20 protein-coding genes are annotated in these 21,170 nt (G+C 73.8%); 9 read left to right on the top strand and 11 right to left on the bottom strand.

The genetic code is table 11. From position 1 onward, the window contains the following. Positions 1–25: 25 nt before the first annotated feature. From AQI95_RS13605 to AQI95_RS13595, 3 genes are all read right to left on the bottom strand, one after another. On the bottom strand, positions 26–610 hold the full coding sequence (locus AQI95_RS13605; RefSeq protein ID WP_067122036.1) for an Rv1733c family protein: 585 nt from the start codon (positions 608–610) through the stop codon (positions 26–28). 217 nt (positions 611–827) lie between these two features. Next, on the bottom strand, positions 828–1,547 hold the full coding sequence (locus AQI95_RS13600; RefSeq protein WP_079071269.1) for a ferredoxin reductase: 720 nt from the start codon (positions 1,545–1,547) through the stop codon (positions 828–830). Between the two features lie 82 nt (positions 1,548–1,629). Next, on the bottom strand, positions 1,630–2,235 hold the full coding sequence (locus AQI95_RS13595) for a sulfite oxidase-like oxidoreductase (protein WP_067122033.1): 606 nt from the start codon (positions 2,233–2,235) through the stop codon (positions 1,630–1,632). A 181-nt stretch (positions 2,236–2,416) separates the two neighbouring features. Here AQI95_RS13595 and AQI95_RS13590 point away from each other — a divergent pair, with 181 nt between their 5' ends. Then, complete coding sequence (locus AQI95_RS13590; protein ID WP_067122030.1) at positions 2,417–3,340, top strand: NADP-dependent oxidoreductase; 924 nt, start codon at positions 2,417–2,419, stop codon at positions 3,338–3,340. Continuing rightward, positions 3,337–4,071, top strand: coding sequence for a GNAT family N-acetyltransferase (locus AQI95_RS13585; protein ID WP_244188730.1), 735 nt, complete (start codon positions 3,337–3,339; stop codon positions 4,069–4,071). Before AQI95_RS13590 ends, AQI95_RS13585 begins: the two co-directional genes overlap by 4 nt. 30 nt (positions 4,072–4,101) lie before the next feature. Here AQI95_RS13585 and AQI95_RS13580 read toward each other — a convergent pair whose 3' ends face one another. Next, a complete protein-coding gene (locus AQI95_RS13580) occupies positions 4,102–4,500 on the bottom strand; it encodes a MarR family winged helix-turn-helix transcriptional regulator (RefSeq protein WP_244188752.1) in 399 nt (132 codons plus the stop codon). Between the two features lie 125 nt (positions 4,501–4,625). On the opposite strand from AQI95_RS13580, the gene AQI95_RS13575 reads away from it, so the two are divergent. Continuing rightward, positions 4,626–5,765, top strand: a complete 1,140-nt coding sequence (locus tag AQI95_RS13575) for an ABC-2 transporter permease (protein ID WP_067122024.1) — start codon at positions 4,626–4,628, stop codon at positions 5,763–5,765. 29 nt (positions 5,766–5,794) lie between these two features. Here the strand turns inward: AQI95_RS13575 and AQI95_RS13570 are convergent, their stop codons facing one another. Genes AQI95_RS13570 through AQI95_RS48940 form a run of 3 tightly spaced genes read right to left on the bottom strand, consistent with a single transcriptional unit; the run spans position 5,795 to position 10,074 of the window. Next, positions 5,795–7,036, bottom strand: a complete 1,242-nt coding sequence (locus tag AQI95_RS13570) for a vWA domain-containing protein (protein ID WP_067122021.1) — start codon at positions 7,034–7,036, stop codon at positions 5,795–5,797. Further along, a complete protein-coding gene (locus AQI95_RS13565; protein WP_067122018.1) occupies positions 7,033–8,286 on the bottom strand; it encodes an AAA family ATPase in 1,254 nt (417 codons plus the stop codon). The genes AQI95_RS13570 and AQI95_RS13565 overlap by 4 nt, the downstream gene beginning before the upstream one ends. Positions 8,287–8,331: 45 nt before the next feature. Further along, complete coding sequence (locus tag AQI95_RS48940; RefSeq protein WP_067122015.1) at positions 8,332–10,074, bottom strand: hypothetical protein; 1,743 nt, start codon at positions 10,072–10,074, stop codon at positions 8,332–8,334. 340 nt (positions 10,075–10,414) lie between these two features. Here AQI95_RS48940 and AQI95_RS13555 point away from each other — a divergent pair, with 340 nt between their 5' ends. Continuing rightward, positions 10,415–11,194 (top strand): putative protein N(5)-glutamine methyltransferase, encoded by a 780-nt coding sequence (locus tag AQI95_RS13555; RefSeq protein WP_107121633.1) that lies wholly within the window; start codon positions 10,415–10,417, stop codon positions 11,192–11,194. Here AQI95_RS13555 and AQI95_RS13550 read toward each other — a convergent pair whose 3' ends face one another. Then, positions 11,195–13,276, bottom strand: a complete 2,082-nt coding sequence (locus AQI95_RS13550) for a SpoIIE family protein phosphatase (RefSeq protein ID WP_107121632.1) — start codon at positions 13,274–13,276, stop codon at positions 11,195–11,197. It lies immediately after the preceding gene. 319 nt (positions 13,277–13,595) lie between these two features. Between AQI95_RS13550 and AQI95_RS13545 the strand changes: the two genes are divergently transcribed. Both AQI95_RS13545 and AQI95_RS13540 read left to right on the top strand, forming a co-directional pair. Continuing rightward, positions 13,596–14,477, top strand: coding sequence for a hypothetical protein (locus AQI95_RS13545; protein WP_067122008.1), 882 nt, complete (start codon positions 13,596–13,598; stop codon positions 14,475–14,477). A gap of 114 nt (positions 14,478–14,591) precedes the next feature. Next, positions 14,592–14,963, top strand: coding sequence for a hypothetical protein (locus AQI95_RS13540; RefSeq protein WP_067122004.1), 372 nt, complete (start codon positions 14,592–14,594; stop codon positions 14,961–14,963). A gap of 13 nt (positions 14,964–14,976) precedes the next feature. Here the strand turns inward: AQI95_RS13540 and AQI95_RS13535 are convergent, their stop codons facing one another. Then, the gene (locus tag AQI95_RS13535) at positions 14,977–15,390 is read right to left on the bottom strand and encodes a tautomerase family protein (RefSeq protein ID WP_067122001.1); all 414 of its coding nucleotides are present in this window, start codon (positions 15,388–15,390) and stop codon (positions 14,977–14,979) included. Between the two features lie 157 nt (positions 15,391–15,547). Between AQI95_RS13535 and AQI95_RS13530 the strand changes: the two genes are divergently transcribed. Next, positions 15,548–17,563 carry an NADPH-dependent 2,4-dienoyl-CoA reductase gene (locus AQI95_RS13530; protein ID WP_067121998.1) on the top strand — a complete coding sequence of 672 codons (2,016 nt, stop codon included), beginning with the start codon at positions 15,548–15,550 and terminating at the stop codon, positions 17,561–17,563. A gap of 31 nt (positions 17,564–17,594) precedes the next feature. Further along, positions 17,595–18,140: a PadR family transcriptional regulator gene (locus AQI95_RS13525; protein WP_067121995.1), complete on the top strand. Its 546-nt coding sequence runs from the start codon at positions 17,595–17,597 to the stop codon at positions 18,138–18,140. A gap of 18 nt (positions 18,141–18,158) precedes the next feature. Here AQI95_RS13525 and AQI95_RS13520 read toward each other — a convergent pair whose 3' ends face one another. Continuing rightward, positions 18,159–18,800 carry a hypothetical protein gene (locus AQI95_RS13520; RefSeq protein ID WP_067121992.1) on the bottom strand — a complete coding sequence of 214 codons (642 nt, stop codon included), beginning with the start codon at positions 18,798–18,800 and terminating at the stop codon, positions 18,159–18,161. 182 nt (positions 18,801–18,982) lie between these two features. Further along, the gene (locus tag AQI95_RS13515; protein WP_067121989.1) at positions 18,983–19,954 is read right to left on the bottom strand and encodes a fibronectin type III domain-containing protein; all 972 of its coding nucleotides are present in this window, start codon (positions 19,952–19,954) and stop codon (positions 18,983–18,985) included. A 501-nt stretch (positions 19,955–20,455) separates the two neighbouring features. On the opposite strand from AQI95_RS13515, the gene AQI95_RS13510 reads away from it, so the two are divergent. Continuing rightward, positions 20,456–21,157, top strand: coding sequence for a glycoside hydrolase family 75 protein (locus AQI95_RS13510; protein WP_067121986.1), 702 nt, complete (start codon positions 20,456–20,458; stop codon positions 21,155–21,157). Positions 21,158–21,170: the final 13 nt, after the last annotated feature.

The following is a 21,170-nucleotide window of genomic DNA, read 5'->3' as shown; positions in this document are numbered from 1 at the left end:
CGGCCCCTTCGCGGTCCGATCGCGCTTACGCCTGCGGCTGGGTCCACCGCGGTCCCGTCCGCGCCCACGCCCGCTCCCACTCCGCGAGCCGGTGGCGCAGCGCGATCCGGCGCTCCACGGCGTGTCCGAGGAGGACGACGGCGGCCGTACCGCCCGCCGCGCACACCCCGACGGTCACCGCGTGCTGCAGGACCGTCGAGCGGCCCGGCGGCGGCGTGACGGAGCGGCCGCGGGTGTCCAGCCACACGGTGACCGTGTCCCTGGTCCGGGTCCCGGCCGGTACCCGGGCCCATGCCGTACGGGTCCCCCTGCCGGGCTCCGTCCAGCGGACTTCGGCGCGGTAGGGGCGCTCGCGTCCCCCCTCCACGGCGGACAGCGGCTCGGTCCGGTCGCCGACCACCACCGCGCGCACCTGATGACGCTCGGTGCGCTGCGCGGCCGCGACGGTCCGGGCATGGGTATGGGCGCGCAGGCCCGCGGCCACGCCCACCAGAGGTACGACGACGAACAGCAGGACGGTGACGATCAGCACCGTCCAGGCCTCCACGACATCCGAGTGGCGTCGCAGCGGATTGCGCCGCCAGCGCCAGGCACGCACCCGGGTACGCATGTCCACCTCCTCGCACCGCCGGAGCCGGAGAGCCGACGCACCGGTCCACCCGGTCCGTCACCCCCACCGCTCACGCACACGAGCGTGTTCACCCGTCTCGTACCCCGTAGGGAGCACCTCGCTCACATCACGAACCGCGAGTTCAGGCCCACCTGGAGCGCGGGAACGCGCCATGCGCCCCACGATCACGCGACCGACCCCGGCGTGCGACCCGGAGTCAGCCGAAGCGCTCGATGCGGATCCGGTCCACCGGCTGGCCCGCGGCGACCAGCAGCCGGGACGCGTGCTCGGCAAACCCGTTGGATCCGCACACATAGGCCTCCCACCCACCGGGAGGCTGCTCGGCCAGGAGCGGTGCCACATGTGCGGCCGTCATACGCCCCACCGGCACACCCTGTGGGGCGCTGCGGGTGAACACGGTCGTCGTCTCCTCGCCCAGCTCGGCGGAGTAGATCAGCTCCTCCGGGCTGCGCGCCGACACCAGCATGCGCAGCGGCACCGTGAGGCCGCGCCCGCGGCGGTGCCGCACCATCGACATCAGCGGGACGACCCCGGAGCCGGCGCCGAGCAGCAGCGCGGGCCGGTCGCCCGGCCAGGCGAAGAAGCCGCTGAGCGGCCCGCGCACCTCGACCGTGTCACCGGGGCGGGCGACGGTGTGGAACCAGCCGGAGACCTCGCCGTCCGGTACACGGTCCAGGGTCAGCTCGATGTGCCCGGAGCCGTCCGGAGCCGACGCGATCGAGTAGTGGCGCTGCGCCACATAGCCGTCCGGCGCGGTCAGCCGCAGCATCAGGTGCTGGCCGGGCAGATGCCCCGCCCACTCCGGCACCGCCAGCCGGAAGGTCGCCGCGTGCGGCGTCTCGCGCCGGATCCGCGTCAGCATGGCGGTCTGCCACACCGTCGCCGCCTGCTCGCTCACCGAGATGCGGCCGGGCACCGCGAACCGGGTGGCGGGAGCGCCGGAGCCGGTCGGCCGGGCGCGGGGGTGCGCCGGAGCCGTGCCCGTCGTCGTCACCGTGTCAGTCACCGGAGTACCGCTGCTCCTCCCAGGGGTTGCCGCGCCCGTGGTAGCCGTTGCCCTCCCAGAAGCCCGGCTCGTCGTGGTCGAGGAGCGTGAGGCCCGCGATCCACTTGGCGCTCTTCCAGAAGTACAGATGCGGCACCACCAGCCGCGCCGGGCCGCCGTGTTCGGACGGCAGCGGCCGTCCGTCGTACTCCCAGACGATCCAGGCCCGCCCGCCCGTGACGTCGGCGAGCGGCAGGTTGGTGGTGTACCCCGTGTGGGAGGCGGCGACCACATGGGTGGCGGACACATGGGGCCGCACCACAGCGAAGAACGCGTCCAGCGAGACGCCGCCGAAGCGCACGCCGAACTTCGACCAGCCGGTCACACAGTGGATGTCTCCGTCGTACGCCGACGCCGGCAACGCGTGTGCGGCGTCCCAGTTCCAGGTGTGCGGCCGCTCGACCAGGCCGTCGATGCGAAAGGACCAGTCGGCCGGCGCGAGGTCGGGGGTGACCTCGGCGGACAGGACGGGCCAGTCCTCGCCCGCGTCGTACTGCCCGGGCGGCAGCCCCGGGTGAGGGACGCGCGGGCGGCCCGTGAAGCCTCGCGTAACGTTCATCCTTCAACCGTACGCTGTCGTCGCGGATGCTCCGCCCCTGGTCACCGCCCGGACGCCGCCCGGATGATTGCGGCCTCATGAACTCTTTCGGGCCAGGGGAATAGCTCTGCGGCGCTTCTCCTTTGCGCTCGATGCGGGCACCGGTAGACCGGTGGCAGCGCGAGAGAAGCGAGGAATGAGCATGCCCAAGGCGTATGTCTACACGCGGCACGGCGGCCCGGAGACCGAGGCGCTGATCGACCTGGACCGCCCGAGTCCCGGCCCCGGTGAGATCCTGATCGCGGTCCGCGCGGCAGGCGTCAACCCCGTGGACTGGAAGCTGCGCCAGGGCTTCCGCCGCCCCGGCGAGCGCGAACCCGTCTTTCCCACGGTCTTCGGCAGCGAGGCCGCCGGTGTCGTTCAGGAGGTCGGCCCGGGCGTCACCGGCTTCGCCGCCGGTGACGAGGTGCTCGGCAGCACCGCTCACGGCGGATACGCCGAGTACGCCCTGCTGACCGCCGCCGTGACCGCCCGCAAACCGGCCGCGCTGTCCTTCCGCGACGCCGCCACCCTCCCGGTCGCCGCCGCCACCGCCTACGACGGGATCCGCCAGCTCGACCTGCCCGGGGGCTCGACCCTGCTGGTGACGGGCGCGGGCGGCGGGGTCGGCAGCGCCGCCGCGCAGATCGCCCGCGCCTTCGGGCTGCGGGTCGTGGGCGTGGCGAGCGAGGCCAAGAAGGACTTCGTGGAGTCCCTGGGCGCCGTGCACGTACCGTCCGGGCCGGACCTGGTCGAGCGGGTGCGTGCCGTCGCCCGCGACGGGATCGACGGGGTGTACGACCTGGTGGGCGGTCCGGTGCTCGCCGAGGCGGCCGAGCTGCTGAAGGACCGGAGCAAGCTGGTCACCGCCGGTTCCCCGCAGGAGGCGGTCGCCGCGCTGGGCGGCGACCGCGTCCAGCGCGCCCGTACCGCCGCCGTCCTGGAGGCGGTCGCCGATCTCGCCGAGCGCGGCGCGCTGACGCCGCACGTCACCCGCGTCTTCCCGCTGCGGGAGGCCGGCGCGGCGCTGCGCGCCGTCGAGGACGGGCACACCCTCGGCAAGATCGTGATCGAGGTGGGCGCGTGAGCGTCATAGCCCGCGCGGGCGCCGGCACGCAGACCCCCGCCGGCGCCCCGCACGTCCTGGACAACCCCGCCCGCGCCTCCCTGACCGGCCCGCACGCCCGTTTCGCCGAGCGGCGCGGCCGGGTCCTGCGCTATCCCGTCGACATGTCGCCCTGGCTGGCGCTGCCCGACGAACCGGACGCGCGGGACTGGGCGGACCTGGCCGCGCTGGCCGGACCCGGCGCGGAGATCCCGCTGCCGGGCTACCGGGGCGAGCTGCCGGAGGGCTGGGAGATCACCTTCCGGGTCGAGGGCGTGCAGTTCGTGGACGACGCACTGGCTGCCGCGCCGGACGCGGAGGCGGTCCGCCTCGGCCCGGCGGACGTCCCCGAGATGCTCGACCTCGTGGCGCGCACCCAGCCCGGCCCCTTCGAGTCGCGCACCGTCGAACTCGGCACCTATCTCGGGATCCGGCGGGGTGGTGCGCTGGTCGCCATGGCGGGGGAGCGGCTGCACCCACCGGGCTGGACCGAGATCAGCGCGGTCTGCACCGACCCGGCCGCTCGCGGCGAGGGTCTCGCCACCCGACTGATCCTCGCGGTCGCGCACGGCATCCGGGAGCGCGGCGAGACGCCGTTCCTGCACACCGGCGCCCACAACACCCGTGCGATCCGGCTGTACGAGTCGCTGGGCTTCCGGCTGCGCCGCCGTACGGCGTTCCTCGCGGCCCGCGCCCCGGTGACGGCCGGGTGACGACCGGGCGCCGGCGCCGGGACCGGCGGGTCAGACGGCCCCGGTCCCGCCCGGTCCCGCGTTGTACCGCTCCAGGTAGGCCGCGAAGCGCACCAGATCCTCTTCCGGCCAGTTCGCGAGCCGCTCGCGGAACGCGCTCCTGCGGCTGCGGGTGACCTGGGCGAGGATCTCCCGGCCCGCCTCCGTCAGATGCAGTACCTGCACCCGGTGGTCCTCCGGGTCCAGGCGGCGCTCGATCAGTCCGGCCCGCTCCAGTGCCGCCACCTGGCGGCTGACCGTGGACTTGTCGAGCGCGTAGTGCCCCGCCAGGTCCGTCGCCCGGCAGCCGTCGCGCTCCTCCAGATGGCCGAGCAGGGTGTACGACACCAGTGACAGCTCGGGGTGCATCCGGCCCGCCGAGGCTCGGGCCCTGCGCGCGAAGATGGTCATCTCGCGCTGGATCGTCTCGACGGCCGACTCCGCTGCACTCACGGGAATACCTCCTCAGGCGTTCTAGTTGTATAGTACAACTTGATGTGAGAGTTGTATAAGCCAACCATTGGAGGTCGCCCGCGATGAGGTCACCGGCAGTGCGCCATGTGCTCACACACCTGATCACCCCGCTGCTGATGTGCATAGGCATGGGGCTCGCGTACATGGGGGCCTTCGTCACCCCCGAGCCGCACCACCTGCCCGTCGCCGTCGTCGGCACCACACCGCAGGCGAAGGTGTTCGCGCAGACCGTCAAGGACGGCGCGGGGGACAAGCTCGACGTCCGCACCGTCGCCACCCGTGCCGACGCCGTGGATCTGCTGAAGTCCCGTGATGTGACCGGCGCCTATGTGCCGAGTGCACACACACCCGAACTCCTGGTGGCCGGCGCCGCCTCGGACATGGGCGCGACGGCCGTCGAGAGGGTCTTCACGCCGGTCGCCGCCGAGCACGGCGTCCCGCTGAAGGTCACCGACGTGGCCCCGCCCGTCGCCGACGACCCCACCGGCCAGGGCCTGTTCTTCCTGCTGATCGCGCTCAGCATCGGCTCCTACGCCTCGGTCGCCGCCCTCGGAGCCGCGGGTGCCGGGCTCGCCATGCGGGTGCGGGCGCTCCTCGTACTCGGTGTCTCCGCCGTGGTCGGCGGCATCGGCGCGCTGCTCGCCGGACCGGTGTTCCACCTCGCACACCACGACCTCGCGGGCGTGTGGGGCATGGCCTGGCTGTACTCGGCCGGCATCCTCTTCGTCGGCGTCGGCTTGCACACCTTCCTCAAGCGGTGGACCACGCTCACCATGATGGTCCTGTTCGTCATGCTCAACTTCACCAGCTCCGGCGGTTTGTTCCGCCCCGAGCTGCAGAACGGCTTCTTCGGCACCCTGCACGCCTTCTGGAACGGCGCCGGGTTCGTCGAGGGCATCCGCAGCCTGCTGTACTTCGGTGACGACGGCCTCGCCCGCTCTGTGTGGACCCTCGTGATCTGGCTGCTCGTCGGCCTGCTGGTGACCGGTGTCGCGGCCCTGTACGAGCGGCCCCGGCGGGCCCGGCACGCGGCCGGCCACGGCGAGAGCGCCCCGCAGCCGGCCTCCGTGCCGGTCCCCGCACGGCCCTCGTCCGTACCGGCGCCCGCACGGTCGGCAGCCGAGGAGGGTACCGAAGCGGAGTCCGCCGCGCGGTCCGCCGCGGAGATCGAGGAAGAGGTCGAGGAGACGGTCGGCGTCTGACCCCGGCGCCGGCCCTGTTCGGCGCCGGGTCATCCCGCCGCCGACCCGATGGTCACCACCCGCGCCCACGCGGGCGGTGCGTCCGGCCGGTAGGCGGGATCGTCCTCGTCGTACGACCCGCCGGTCCGGGGGAACAGCCCCACCACCGTCCGGCACGCCGGCCGCTCCGCGGGCCACGGTGTCTGCCCGTCGGTCAGGACCACCACCACGTCGGGGCGCGTGCGCAGCGCCCGGGCGAACCCGGCGCGCAGATCCGTCCCGCCGCCGCCCACCAGATCGATGCCCTCCGTCCGGCACAGCGGCTGCACGGTCTGGGCCGCGGCATCGCAGGACAGCACCGAGACCAGGTCCCGCCGCCCGCCCAGCGCCCGGCAGATCGCGGCCACCTCCAGCAGCGCGCTGCCCAGTTCGGCGTCACCGACCGACCCCGACGTGTCGACGACCACGCACACCCGGGGCGGCCGGCGCCGCAGACTCGGCAGGACGACCCGGGGCAGCCCGGCCGAGCGCCGCGCCGGGCGGCCGTAGTGGTAGTCCTCGCCCGCGCCCGGCCCGGAGACCGCCGAGCGGAGCGCCGAACCCAGCAACTGGCGCCACGGCTGCGGCGGATGGAACGCCTCCTCGGCCCAGCGCCGCCAGCCTCGCGGGGCGTTGCCCGGAGCGCCGTTGATGCCCTGTGCCACCCGGAACCGGATCGCGTCCCGCTCCTGCTCGCTCAGCCCGTGCGCGCCGTCCGGCCCCAGCTCCCACCCCCGGTGCAGCCCGTCGGCGCCGCTGCCGCAGTCCAGCCAGGCCAGGCGCTCCAGGCTCGGCCCGAGCCGGAACTGCCGGAGGTAGTCCTCCATCAACTCCCCCTCGGGCAGCCCCAGTCGGTGCGGCGTCACGGCGTCCTCGGGCCGCACCAGTCCGTCGCCGTACGCGTCGTCGTTGATCTCGCAGTCCGCCGCGATGTTGATCCGCAGCCGCTCCGCTGGACCGGTCAGCCGGTGCTTACGGGCATAACGGTCGCCGCGCCCGTGGTGATCGCGCAACAGGTGCGACACCTCGTGCACCCACACCGCGGCCAGTTCCGAGGGCGGTGTGCGTGCCACGAACGCCGGCGACACATAGCACCGCCAGTACCGGTCGACCCCCATCGTCGGCACCTCACGCGACTCCACGGGGCGCAGCGCGAACAGGGCCGTCGCCAGATACGGCCGGACGCGTGCCGCGTGCAGCCGCGCGGCGAACAGCTTGCCGAGGTCCAGCGCGCCCGGCGCGTCCGCCGTCATCGGCGGGCCCCGGCGGTCCGCGCGCCCCGGCCGGCAGTCTCGTCGGCCCGCCGGGACAGCGACACCACTCCGGCGAGCCGTTCGACCGCCGCCGGTACGTCCCAGTCCTCCCGGCGCAGGGCGGCCAGCGTGCTCGCCGGGACGACCACCACGTCCGGCGCCCCGGTCTCCATCGCCCGCACCAGCAACGCCCAGGCGGCGTCCCAGCGGGCGCGCTCCGGGCGCCGTCGGACCGCCTCCACCACACCGTCCAGCACGGCCTGCCGCAGATCCCCGCGCTCGGGCAGTTCGGCACCCGCCGGGTCGGCGAGCAGGGTCTCGGGGTCGGGCAGGTCCATCCGGTCCAGGCTCGCCAGCAGCTCCAGTCCGGGACCGTCGCCCACGGTGCCCCGCACCAGCAGCGACAGCACGTCCCGGGACGAACCGGCGGCGGTCGCGAAGGCGATCAGCCGCAGCGTCGCCTCCCAGCTGCGCGGCGACGGCCACGCGCCGCCCCGGCGGCTCTCCCCGCCGGGCAGTCGGTGGACCAGCGCCGGCCGTGCGACGAGGAACTCGCACACCGCGCGCCGGGCGTGGGCCACGGCCTGCGGCAAGAGCGCCGGGTCGAGCACCGGCAGGGTCGCCCGCGGCCAGGTCCCACCGAGACCCCGTACGACGACGTCGTGGTCGTGGGCCCACTGCAGATGCACGAACCGGTTGGCCAGCGGCGGGCTCAGCTCCCAGCCGTCGGCCGCCGAGGAACGCGGATTGGCCGCCGCCACGATCCGCACCCCGGGCGGCAGTCGCAGGGCGCCGATCCGCCGCTCCAGCACGAGCCGCAGCAGTGCAGCCTGCACCGCCGGGGGAGCGGTGGACAGCTCGTCCAGGAACAGCAGCCCCCGTCCGGCCCGTACGAGCCGCACCGCCCAGTCCGGCGGGGCCAGCGGAACGCCCTGCACCGCCGGATCGTCGCCGACGACGGGCAGGCCGGAGAAGTCGGACGGCTCGTGGACGCTCGCGATCACGGTGGTCAGCGGCAGGTCCAGGGCGGTGGCGAGCTGCGTCAGCGCCGCCGTCTTGCCGATGCCCGGCTCGCCCCACAGCAGCACCGGAAGATCGGCGGCCACGGCCAGGGTGAGCGCCTCCAGCTGGATGTCGGGGCGCGGCTCGGTGGTCGTGTCGCGCAGCAGGGTCAACAGGGCGTCAGCGACGTGGAGTTGGGTGGTGTCCGGCTGATCGGCGGACCGGGACGTGGCGAGGGAGGAGGTCATGAAGGCATCACCTGTGGTGTGAAGTCGCAAGAGGGAAAGGGAGGTTCAGAAGAAGGTGGCGGTGCGGGACTGCCGTCGGGTGAGGCGGCGGCCCCGGTCGGTGCGGTGGGCCCGCGGGGTGGAGGTGCCGCCCGAGCCGGTCAGGCCCGCCCGGTACAGCCCGTAGGCGATGCGTCGCTCGGCGGCCGCCGCGAGTTCGTCCTGCAGCGGTCCCGCGCGCAGCACCGCGCCGGGGCCCAGCAGCCCCTCGACCACGGCCAGGGCGCCGTCCGTGTCGCCGTGGTTCAGGCGCTCGCGTACACCGGCGAGGCAGTGCGGACGCCGGTGCGCCTCGTCGACGACCCACAGACAGGGCAGCGGCGGGCCGCCGAGCGCGGCCAGCAGCTCCTCGCGCCGGATCTCCTGCGGATCGTGGTCCAGCGGGACCAGAACGCCGCCGACCAGGCCGATCCGGTGCCGGGCGCCCCGGCACTCCACGTGCCGCGCCCGCGCCACCGGGTCCGTGTCCTGGAGGGGACCCCGCGTGCGGTGGCCGGGGGCCAGCGCGGCGGCGACCAGCGGATGCAGCCGGTCCGGCGTGAGCAGCCCGGCACGCAGCAGTTCGAGGTCGGGCGGGACCCAGGTCGCCGCGTCGGGCAGCACGGGCACGGCGCAGAGCCCACCCGTCGGCACCTCGGCCACCTTCCGAAGCCCCGGCTCACCGCCGTCGCCCGCGCCCGGACACGTACGGCCACCGTCCCTGAGCCGCCCCGGCCCGGCGACACCGCAGACCGGCTCTTGCACGAACCAGCGCACGGCGCCCGCCGGTTCGGCCCCGTGTCGGTGTTCTGCCTCGGCCGGCCCGGTCCCGCGCCGGCGCTCGGCTCCGGTCGGTTCGGCTCGGTACCGGCGCTCGGCACCGCCCGGTCCGGTTCCGCCCCGGTGGCCGGTCCCACTCGGCTCGGTCCCGCACCGGTGTCCGGCCCCGTCCGGCTCGGCGCCCCCCGGCTCGGTTCCACACCCGTGGCCGATCCCGTCCGGTCCGGTCCCGCACCGGACGGGATCGGTGGTGTCCGGGGCCGTGCCCTCCTCGTCCGCGACCACCGCCAGGATCAGCCGGCGCCGGGTGCCCAGCCGTACGGAGAACGGCGTGTCGGGGCGGCCCTCGGTGCGGAGCAGGACGGCGGCCTCGGCCGCCCAGCGGCCGACGGCGCAGCCGAGGTCCGGTGGCGCGAGGCCCAGGGGGTCGTGGTTCGCAGGGACGGGGCCGTCCGCTCCCGAACGGGCCCGCAGTTCCCCGGACCGGCGCGCGTCCCACAGGTGGCGGTGCAGGTCGAGCCGGAAACGGCGGTTCGGGCGGGGATGCGGATGCCGGCCGGTCTCGGGCCGTGCCGGATCCCACAGGGCGAGGCTGATCCGCTGGCCCGCGTCCGCCCAGGCGGGCGGCGTACGGGCCACGAGATGCAGCGGGCCGGCCCGGTCGGACCGCTCGTACCGGGCCAGTGTCAGGGTCAGCCCGGGGCGCAGCAGCCCGTCCGGCGCGATCCTCGGCATGTGCCAGCGCAGCAGGTCCGGGGCGAGGGCGCGGAGGTCGGCGCGGAGCCGGGTCGCGATCTCCCGGCCGTGGGCGCGGGCGACGGTGCGCAGATCGAGGTCGACGTCGATCCGGGCGGCGGCGCAGGCCCCGGCCCAGTCGCCGGCCGTACGGCGGGCGGTGGCCCGTTCGATCATGGACGGTGGCACGGCGTACGTCCGTACGCGCAGCCACAGGGAAAGCCGGGAATCCCCGTGCGCGGTGGAAGGGAGCATCAGCGCTCACCTTGCGCGGACGGGACCCCCGTTCTCTGAGAGGTGTGAGTCGTCATCGTGGCGATGGTAGCCAGTGGCGCAGCCCCGCGGCACACGGTTTTCCGGCAACTGGGCGTGGCCCGGGGCCGATCGTCCCCGGGGGACGGCGAAGGGCGCGTGACCGTTGGGGTAGGGTGGCCGTCCGGTCGCGGAAGGACGCGGCCCCGAGCGCCGAGGAGGTGGGACCCATCACCGCTGTGTCAGCCGGGGTGCTCTCCCCTCAGGACGGCGCGGTGCACCGGCAGCGGTGACCGCGGGAGCGCCCTTCAGGTCTCGCGCTCCCGAAAGGCTCTTGCCCTTCATGCACTCACCTTCTTCCCGTTCCGCCGTCGTCCGCGCGCTGCGCGCCGCCGGGTGCGTCTTCGCCGAGGACGAGGCGGAGTTGATCCTCGCCACCGCCCGCACCGCCGAGGACGTGACCTCCATGGTGGACCGGCGCGTCGGCGGGCTCCCGCTCGAACAGGTCCTCGGCTGGGCCCGGTTCCACGGACTGCGTGTCGTGGTGGAGCCGGGGGTGTTCGTGCCCCGCCGCCGTACCGAGTTCCTGATCGACCAGGCGCTGGCCGAGGCGCCGCCGGCGACGGTGGTCGTCGACCTGTGCTGCGGCTCCGGAGCACTCGGCGCGGCCCTCGCCGCCGCCCTGGACGGCACCGAGGTGCACGCCGCCGACATCGACCCCGCCGCCGTACGCTGTGCCGGGCGCAATCTCGCCCCCTACGGCGGCCGGGCCCACCAGGGCGATCTCTACGACGCGCTGCCCGCCGCCCTGCGCGGCCGGGTCGGCATCCTCACCGCCAACGTGCCCTACGTCCCCACCGCCGATCTGCCCCTGCTGCCGGCGGAGGCCCGCGACCACGAACCGCGCGTCGCCCTCGACGGCGGTGCGGACGGCCTGGACGTGCTGCGCCGGGTGGCCGCCGGGGCCGCCGAGTGGCTCGCCCCGGGCGGTTGCGTGCTGTCCGAGACCAGCGAACGCCAGGCACCGGCCGCCGTGGAGGCCTTCACCGCCGCGGGTCTGACGACCCGTCTCGCGGTGTCGGAGGAGCTGTACGCGCATGTGGTGCTCGGCGTACGGCCGTGATCACTGGGGCAGGTGCTTCGCGCGTGCGATGAGCAGGGCCACGTCGTCGTGGTTGTCGGGGTGGTGCAGGGTCCACAGGAGGAGGTCGCAGGTCTCCTCCAGGGGGCGGGCGGGGGCGTCGAGCAGGGACAGCAGGAAGTCCAGGCGTTCGTCCAGGGAGTGACGGCGGGTCTCCACCAGCCCGTCGGTGTAGAACACCAGCTCGTCGCCGGGCTCGAAGTCGACGGTGACGGTGCAGAACTCGACCCCGCCCACCCCCAGCGGCACCCCCGTCGGCAGGTCGAGCAGTTCCGGCGGCCGGCCCGGACGGACCCGGGCCGGCGGCAGATGGCCGGCGTTGGCGATCCGGCACTGCTTCGTGTGCGGATCATGGACGGCGTACACACAGGTCGCGATGGAGTGGTCCAGAGCCGAGGTCGTCTTGTCCAGTTGCTCCAGCAGCAGCGCCGGGTCCAGGTCGAGGGCGGCCAGCGTGGTCGTCGCCGTGCGCAGCCGGCCCATGGTCGCGGCCGCGCTGATCCCGCTGCCCATCACATCACCGACGACGAGCGCGGTCTTGCCGCCCTCCAGCGGGATGACGTCGAACCAGTCACCGCCGACCTCGCTGGTGGCCCCGGCCGGCTGGTAGCGGGAGGCCACCTCCAGGCCGGTCGTCACCGGCGGCCGGCTGGGCAGCAGACTGCGCTGCAGGGTGAGGGCGGTGTTGCGGGCGTTCTGGTACCAGCGGGCGTTGTCGATCTGCATGGCCGCGCGGGCGGCCAGCTCCCGGGCGAGCAGCACGTCGTCCTCGCCGAACGGCTCAGGATTGCGGGTGCGTTTGAGGTCCAGGGCGCCGAGCACCTCGCCGCGTGCGATCAGCGGCACCGCGAGATAGGAGTGCAGCCCCGCCCGGCCCAGCAGTTCGGCGGCCCGGGGGGAGCGGGCGATACGCGGCAGGTCCTCGTCCTTCACCTGCCGCACCAGCACCGCCTCGCCCGAGCGCACGCACTCGGTGACCAGCCGGTCCGGCTCGTACCGGGCGATCCGCCCGGGGGAGTCGGCGGCCCGTACGGCGTCGGAGTCGTCCTGCGGGGACAGCGCGAGGGCCCGGATCACCGCCGCCTCCGACGGGCCGAGCGTGCTGGGCCGGCCCTCCACCACCGAGTCCAGCAGGTCCACCGCCGCCACATCGGCGAGTTCCGGTACCGCGACCTCGGCCAACTCGCAGGCCGTGCGGTCCAGTTCGAGCGTGGTGCCGATCCGGGCCGAGGCGTCGGCGACGACCGCGAGCCGCCGCCGGGCGGCCTCCGCCTCCAGGGAGGCCCGGTGCTGCTCGGTGATGTCGACCACCGAGACCGCGACACCGAGCACATTGCCCATGGCGTCCTCCAGCCGGTACAGCGAATGCGCCCAGGTGTGGTCCTCGTCCGGGTCGGCGGGGGTGCGGCCGACCAGGGTGTTGTCGATGACCGGCACACCGGTGTCCAGCACCCGCCGGGCGTCGGTCTCCATCGGCCCGGAGTCCAGCATGGGGAGCACCTCGCGCAGCGTCCGTCCCATGTGCTCCGCGGCCGGCACCCCGTTGATCTGCTCCAGGGCGGGGTTGACCGAGACGAACCGCAGCCGGGTGTCGAGGACCGCGTAGCCGATCGGCGACTGCATCACCATCCGCTCGGACAGCGCCACGTCCTGCTCCAGCCGCCGTACGGTCGACTGGTCGGCGGCGAGGCCGAGCGCGTACACGTCACCGCGGTCGTCCAGCAGCCGCATGTTGCGGAACTCGACCAGGCGGGTGCTGCCGTCCTTGTGCCGGACCGGGAAGCCGCCCGCCCAGCTCTGCCCGGTGCGCATCACATCGGCGAAGAGCCTGCCGACCAGCTCCAGGTGCTGCTCGTGGACCATGAGCCGGGCGGCGTACTGGCCGAGCGCCTCCCGCGCGCTGTACCCGAACAGCTCCTCCGCCTGCGGGCTCCACAGCACGATCCGGCCGTCGGTGTCCAGTACCACCGACGCCACGCCGAGCACGTCGAGCAGGCCGCCGGGCCGCACCGGCCCGCGCACGGGCGAACCGCCCTCCGGCACCGCAGCCTCGGCTGCACTCATGCCATGCACCGCCTTCGCCCGTCCACACGGCACGTGGTCCCCCGTGCCGACTCCCCTTGATCCACCGCGCTCACACCCGACTCTCCGACGCCTTCGCCGGTCACCTCCACCATCCCTCACCGCAGCGGCGCACGTCCGCCGAAGCCGTCGCGCAGGGGCCGCACTCCTTTCCCGGACATCCTGCACGCCCCGTCGGCGGACCGGGAGAGTTCACGCTCATGTTGCCGTATTGGTCTGTACATGACTATTGCGCCACGCCAGACTGTCCGCCGACCGAGTGTTACCGCCCCCACCCCCACACACCTCCGAGGAGTCGGCCATGCCCGCGTCCGCCCGGCAACGTTGTCACGCAGTTCTCGCCGGACTCGTCACCCTCGCCACCGCCGCCGTCGTGTCCCTCGCCGCACCGGCGCCCGCCTCGGCGGCCGACACCTGGACCGAGACCGGCTCCGACCGCGCCGACCCGCTGACCGAGAGCCAGGGGCTGACCTCCGTCGAGGTCCCGGCGAACAGCCCCAACCACTACACCGGCATCGGCACCATCCCCCTCAGCGTCTCCACCCGCGGCTGGAACCACGTCGGTGACCCCGACGCCTCGTACAACGGCTACTACATCGAGCCCTACCAGCAGGACTCGGGCAACTCGAAGATGTACCGCGTGCAGGCACCCGACGGCACCTGGTCGGAGTACGTCCACACGCTGAGCCCCGGCGAGGCCCTGAACAACTCCTGGGACGCGATCTCGCCCGACGGGCAGTGGATGCTCTCCGGTGAATGGGGCACGATGAACCGCCTGCTGGTCTTCCCGACCCCCGGCGTCAACCGCGCCACCTCGCCCTCGGCGAACCTCCCGCAGGCCTCCACGGTCAACCTCGACCACCCGGTCCGGGACGTCCAGGGCTGCGACTTCTCCGGCCCCACCACGCTGCTGTGCTCCTCCGACGACCCGGACGGCAGCCTCTTCGGCATGACCAAGCCGCTGCTCCAGATCGACCTGTCGGCCCCGCCGAACGGCTCCGCGGACGTCACCGGCCATGTCACGGCCCTGCGCCAGCTGCCGCTGCGCAGCTCCTGCTCCGGCACCTTCGAGGTGGAGGGCATCGACTACGACCGCCGCACCGGCGTCCTGCGCGTGATCGTGATGTCGCCCGGCTTCTGCATCCTCACCGACAGCAAGACGTACAAGTTCTCCCGCGGCTGACACGTTCTCCCGCGGCTGAGGTGTGCCGACCGGCCGGTGGTGCTTTCCTGGGGGTGGGCGCGGTTCGGCGGGGCACCCCGTTCCACCGCGGCACGGCCACGAAAGGAGCGATCAATGGAACACACGGCGCGGTCGCATCCCGAAACCGTCACGGTGGAGATCAGCGGTTCCAAGGAGGACGCCCGCCTCGTCTTCGACGCGCTGAGCACCTGCTTCTCGTCCGACCGGCGTCCGGACGAGATCCCTCGGCAACTGCACGAGATCCGGCCGATGGTGTGGCTCGGCACGTACGACGTCGCGGACGCCCGCGGGCAGCACTGCCCGCCGGTCCACCTCGACGCCTCCGTCCAGGCGGACGTCCAGGGCGGCTACTGGGCCGTGGACCGGTTCCGGCACACCCTGGACTCGCTGTTCACCGTCGAGGAGACCTGCACGGCCTCCGGCGACCAGGAGAGGGACCTCCATCTGCGGCTGCAGAGCCACTGACCCCCCTCGCCCGCTACGGCAGCGCCCCGGCCGGCTTCCCGTCGGCCGGGGCGTACTGCGCCTCGCCCTCGCCGAAGGACCAGTCCACTGCCGTGTTCTCGGTGACGGTGACGACGACGTCGTGCGGCTCGGTACCGGTGCGCTCGTGCATCAGCTCGGCGATCCGCCGGTACAGCGCGCGCTTGAGTTCCGGGGAGCGCCCCGAGCGCATCGTGATCGCCACGAACACCGCCGAGTCGTCCTTGCGCAGGCCCAGGTAGTCGTCGTGGCGCAGGGTGCTCGTGACGCCGTCGTGGCCGGTCAGCACCTGGAAGCGGTCGTCGGGCGGAATGCCGAGTGTCTCCACCAGGGCGTCCTGGACGGCCTGGCCGAGCGCGTCGAGGCGGACGGGGTCGGTGCCGAGCGTGTCGATCCGGACGAAGGGCATGGGGGCGTCCTTTCGGAGCGGGCGAGGGGCTGTTCCGTATGTACATACTAGTAGGTACAGAGTGGTCGGCGTCACCTCCCGGCGATTGTGCAACTAGTTGCACAAAGGGTCGGGCTTCCTCTAGAACAAGGAGGACGACACCGCCACGGAGGGCCCGATGACGCGTTACCCGCACCTGATGACCCCGCTCGACCTGGGCTTCACCACCCTGCCCAACCGCGTCCTCATGGGGTCCATGCACATCGGCCTGGAGGAGGCCGAGCGCGGCTTCGAGCGGATGGCGGCGTTCTACGCGGCCCGCGCACGCGGCGGCGTGGGCCTGATCGTCACCGGCGGCATCGCCCCCAACGACGAGGGCCGGCCGTACGAGGGCGGCGCCAGGCTCACCACCGAGGCCGAGGCCGAGCAGCACAAGGCGGTCACCGAGGCCGTGCACCGCGAGGGCGGCCGGATCGCGATGCAGATCCTGCACTTCGGGCGGTACGCCTACCACCAGGACCTCGTCGCGCCGAGCCCGCTGCAGGCACCGATCAGCCCCTTCGTGCCGCGCGAGCTGACCGACGCCGACATCGAGCGGACCATCGACGACTACGCCCGCGCCGCCCGCCTCGCCCGGCAGGCCGGCTACGACGGCGTGGAGATCATGGGCTCCGAAGGTTACCTCGTCAACGAGTTCATCGCCCGGCAGACCAACCAGCGCACCGACCGCTGGGGCGGCTCCTACGAGAACCGGATGCGCTTCCCGGTCGAGATCGTCAAGCGGGTGCGCGAGGCCGTCGGCGAGGACTTCATCGTCATCTACCGGCTGTCCATGCTGGACCTCGTCCCGGGCGGCTCGTCACTGCAGGAGGTCATCGCGCTCGGCAAGGCGGTCGAGGCCGCCGGAGCGACGATCATCAACACCGGCATCGGCTGGCACGAGGCCCGCATCCCCACCATCGCCACCTCCGTGCCGCGCGGCGCCTACACCTGGGTCACCAAGAAGCTCATGGGCGAGGTGTCCGTGCCGCTCGTGACCACCAACCGCATCAACACCCCCGAGGTCGCCGAGGAGTTGCTGGCCGGCGGCTTCGCCGACATGGTCTCCATGGCCCGCCCGATGCTCGCCGACCCCGACTTCGTCGCCAAGGCCGCCGCCGGCACACCGGAGGCCATCAACACCTGCATCGGCTGCAACCAGGCCTGCCTCGACCACACCTTCAGCGGTCGGATCACCTCCTGCCTGGTCAACCCGCGTGCCTGCCACGAGACCGAGCTGGTGCTCTCGCCGACCCGGCGCAAGAAGCGGGTCGCCGTCGTCGGTGCCGGCCCGGCCGGCCTCGCCTGCGCCGTCTCCGCCGCCGAACGCGGCCACGAGGTCACGCTCTTCGACGCCGGGAGCGAGATCGGCGGCCAGCTCAACGTGGCCCGCAAGGTCCCCGGCAAGCAGGAGTTCGACGAGACGCTGCGCTACTTCCGCCACCAGCTCGACGCGCACGGCGTCGACGTACGCCTCGACACGTGGGTGAGCGCCGAGACCGTCGCCGACCACGACGAGGTCGTCGTCGCCACCGGCGTCACCCCGCGCACCCCCGACATCCCCGGCGTCGACCACCCCCGCGTCCTCGGCTACCTGGACGTGCTGCGCGACGGCGCCCCCGTCGGCGACCGCGTCGCGATCCTCGGCGCGGGCGGCATCGGCTTCGACGTCGCCGAGTTCCTCACCGACGGCGGCGACAAGGCGAGCGAGGACCCGCAGACGTACTTCCGCGCCTGGGGCGTCGACATGGACTACCGGGCGCCGGGCGGCCTCGCCGCACCCGAACGGCCCGCCCCGCCCCGCCAGGTCCATCTGCTCCAGCGCAAGACCAGCAAGGTCGGCGCCGGGCTCGGCAAGACCACCGGCTGGATCCACCGCACCGAGCTGAAGCACCGCGGTGTGACCATGGTCCCGGGCGTGCGCTACGACCGGATCGACGACGCCGGCCTGCACATCACCGTCGGCGAGGAGAGCACGGTCCTGGACGTCGACACGGTCGTCCTGTGCACCGGCCAGGACCCGCGCCGCGACCTGTACGAGGAGCTGGCCGCCGCCGGGCGCAGCGTCCATCTGATCGGCGGCGCGGACGTCGCGGCCGAGCTGGACGCCAAGCGGGCCATCAAGCAGGGCACGGAGCTGGCGGCGGCGCTGTAGGGCGCCTTCCGCACCTCCCTAGGATGAGCCCATGTCACTCCCGCACGCGATCCTCACCGCCCTGCTGGAAAGGCCGTCGTCGGGACTGGAACTGACCCGCCGGTTCGACAAGTCGATCGGCTACTTCTGGTCCGCGACCCATCAGCAGATCTATCGCGAGCTGGGGAAGCTCGAGGCCGAGGGGCTCATCCGCACGCTGCCGGCCGCACAGCCGGCCCGCGGGCAGAAGAAGAGCTACGAGGTCCTGCCCGCGGGCCGCGCCGAACTGGCCCGCTGGACCTCCGCGACGCAGGACCCGAGGCCGCAGCGGGACGTGCTCCTGCTGCGGCTGCGGGCCGCGGCGGTCGTCGGCACGGCGGGGCTGGAGGCGGATCTGCGCCGCCATCTGGAGCTGCATCAGCGGCAGTTGGCCGAGTACCAGGAGATCGAGAAGCGCGACTTCCCGCCGGACCGGGACGCCCCCGAGGACCGGTTGCGCCATCTCGTGCTGCGCGCGGGCATCGACCTGGAGACCTTCTGGACCGGGTGGCTCACCCATGCCCTGACGGAGTTCGCCGCGCTGCCCGACACCGACTGAGTCCCGGAGAGCGGCGGTTCAGAGCTGGTACGGCTTCGCGCGGCGGCGCAGATACCAGCCCGTGGCGATCACTCCGGTGCTCACCAGGGCCGTGCCGACGCCCAGCGTCAGCGTCCCGTAGGTGCGGGCGGCACCGCCGAGACCGCCCATCACACCGCGCGAGGGCACCGCCGAGGACGACGAGGACGGCGACGAGGACGGCGACAAGGGCATCGAGGAGGATTTCGGCGACGTCGTCGACGACACCGTCGGCACGGAGGACGAGGACACCGACGACGAAGACGTCGAGGACGACGACACCGAGGACGACGAGACCATCACGGACTGGGTGCCCGCCGTGGTGCCGCTGGAGCAGACCACGACCACGGTGTACATCCCCGGACCCACCCCCGCCCAGCCCGCCGACTGGCTGACGGCCGTGCCCGCCAGGGCCGACTGCTGCCCCTGGGCGAAGTCCGCCTGCCCGTCGGCGAGCAGGGCCGCGTTGCCCCAACTGCCGTTGATCCGGGTGCACGCGCTGGTCACCACCGAGACGGCGGACCCGGCGGTGCCGACGGTGATGCCCGAGGCGGCGGCGGACGGCCCGGCGAGAGCGGCCGGCAGCGCCGCGGCGGCGGCCAGGGTCAGACCGGAGCGGACGGCAAGTCGCGAGGTGTGCATGGGCCGGCCTTCCGGCGGCACGGTCGGCGGTACGTCCCATGCGCCGCCGGGGGTCGGGAAGCGTCCGTGCTGCCTGGGCAGCAGCCAAAGCGGCCCCGGACCCACCCGCACCCGGGGGGCGCCCGGTCAGGTGATGCTTTCCGTCGTCCGGCGCAGGACGGCGCGCCGTGGGGGTGCGCGGGTCAGGAGCCCGTGGTCACCGTCCGCTCGGGCGACCAGCCGCCCCACGTGCCGTCGGGCAGCCGGGCCCGCAGCCGCACCCGGTGCTCCTGCGCGGCGCTCCGGCCGACGTAGAAGCTGTAGCCCGCCCGGCCGGGCGGGGGAGTTCCGCCCCACACCAGCGAGGTGGCCGAGGCGCCGTCGAGCCGGATCTGGTACTCGGTGACCACCCCGTCCACCCGGGGCGGGTCCCAGGACAGGTCGATGTAGTACGCCCCGTCGGCCCGGTGGGTCCGCGCGGTGAATCCCGTGGGCGCGGTGCTGCTGCCGTCGTCGGTGCCCGGGGTGGTGAGGCGCACCGGAGTGCTCGCGGGGGAGAGGTTGTCGGCGGCGTCGCGGGCCCGCACCGTGAAGACGTAGCCGGTACCGGGCCGCAGCCCGGTGAGCACGGTCGCGGTCTGGTTCCCGCCGACGCTGTGGATCTTCGCCCCGCCCTGGTACACGTCGTACGACACCACGCCCCGGTCGTCCCGGGACGCTCCCCAGGACAGCTGGACCTCCCGGCTGCCGACGGCCCGCCCGGCGGGTTTCGACGGCCGGGTCGGTGCCGAGCGGTCCGCCGCCACCGCGGCCGGTGTCCGGGCCCGCACCGCCCGGCTCGGCGGGCCGAGCCGGCCCTCGGTGTCCCGGGCCCGCACGGTGAAGGCGTACATGGTGGACGGCCTGAGCCTGGTGACGTCCACCATGTGCAGCGAACCCGGTACTTCCTCGACCTTCGTAGTGCCCCGATATACCTCGTAGCGGCGGACGCCGGGGCTGTCCGACACCGCGTTCCACATCACGTGGACGCTCGTGGCGCTGCCCGCCTGCGCGGTGACCCCGGTGGGCGGGCCGGGCGCCCGGCCTTCGTCGCCGTCGGGCCGGCCCCAGCCGCAGGACGCGACCAGCAGCAGGGCCCCGCAGACCGGCAGGAGCGGCCAGGGAACGCGTCGCACGGCTCTGCCTCCCCGGGGACGGCGGCATGGGCATGACGCAAAGGTCCGTACCAATATGGCGCGATGGGTGCGGCCGCGGCAAGAGGGCCGTGTGCCGCACCGCCCCCGGGATCCGCGGGACCGGCCGGGGCGCGGACCCGTGGTGGTGACCATCTCGGGAAGTTACGTATGCTGAGGCTCCCTACGGCTGAACTGCCCGAGAGGACAGGGCAGTTCATGCCTGTGGCGCGGACACGCTGTCGTCGCCGAACCCGCGCCGGCGCGGGCGGCCGGGGGATCCGGACCGGCTTCGGACCGGATCCCCGGCCCCTGTTGTCCCCGTGCCCTGCCCAATTCCCGTTGTCCCTCTTGTCCCTCACGGGGTGTCAGAAGCGTGCTCCATCCGGCCGTTTCGGAGCGGCCTTGAGGGCCGGTGGCACCGACGCGCACCAAAGTGGCCTGGATGTCCGCCCGACCCTGGGCCGGACGTCTGTCCCGTCCCCGACGAGAGGGTCCCTCATCGTGCGAGTCCCGTCCCTGACGCTGGCCGCGGCCGGCGCCACCCTGCTCGCCCCGGCCGCGCTGCCCGTCCCGGCCGCCGCCGCCCCGCCCCGGGAAAGGCCCGTGGCTCCCAGCGAAGGTGCCGTCCCCGCCGCCGACCTGCTGGCCCGACTGGGCGCGTGCCACCGGATCTCCCACGGCCGGTACCGCACCGACGCCGGCGCGCCCGCGACCGTGTCCGTGTGCGGCACCGAGGCCGCCGTCTTCTGGAAGGCCGACCTGGACATCGACTGCGACGGACGGCCCGGCGCCCGCTGCAACCCCCGCACCGACCCGCAGTTCGCCGCCACGACCGCCTACCCGCAGTCCGACGGCCGCTATCTGAACGCCGAGACCCTGCCCTACATCGTCGTCCCGGCCCCGAGCCCCCTCTGGGACCCGGGCGAACTCGGCGTGCGGGGAGGCGCCGTGGCCGCCGTCGTCTACCGGGGCCGGGTGCAGTACGCCGTGGTCGGTGACACCGGCCCGAGCGACCTCATCGGCGAGGCCTCCTACGCCACCGCCCGAAGCCTCGGCATCCGGACCGACCCGGGAGGCGGCGGGGCGCCTTCCGGGGTCACCTACATCGTCTTCAAGAACTCCCGCGTGGACCCCATCGAGAACCACCCGGCGGCGGTTGCCACGGGAGAGCGGCTGGCCAGGCTGTTCGTCGCGGACGAATGACCAGCCGCCCCCG

The organism is Streptomyces yokosukanensis (assembly GCF_001514035.1).
Taxonomy (GTDB): domain Bacteria; phylum Actinomycetota; class Actinomycetes; order Streptomycetales; family Streptomycetaceae; genus Streptomyces; species Streptomyces yokosukanensis.
Note: the sequence above shows the minus strand (reverse complement) of the source record. Positions and strands in the feature narration are given on the sequence as shown.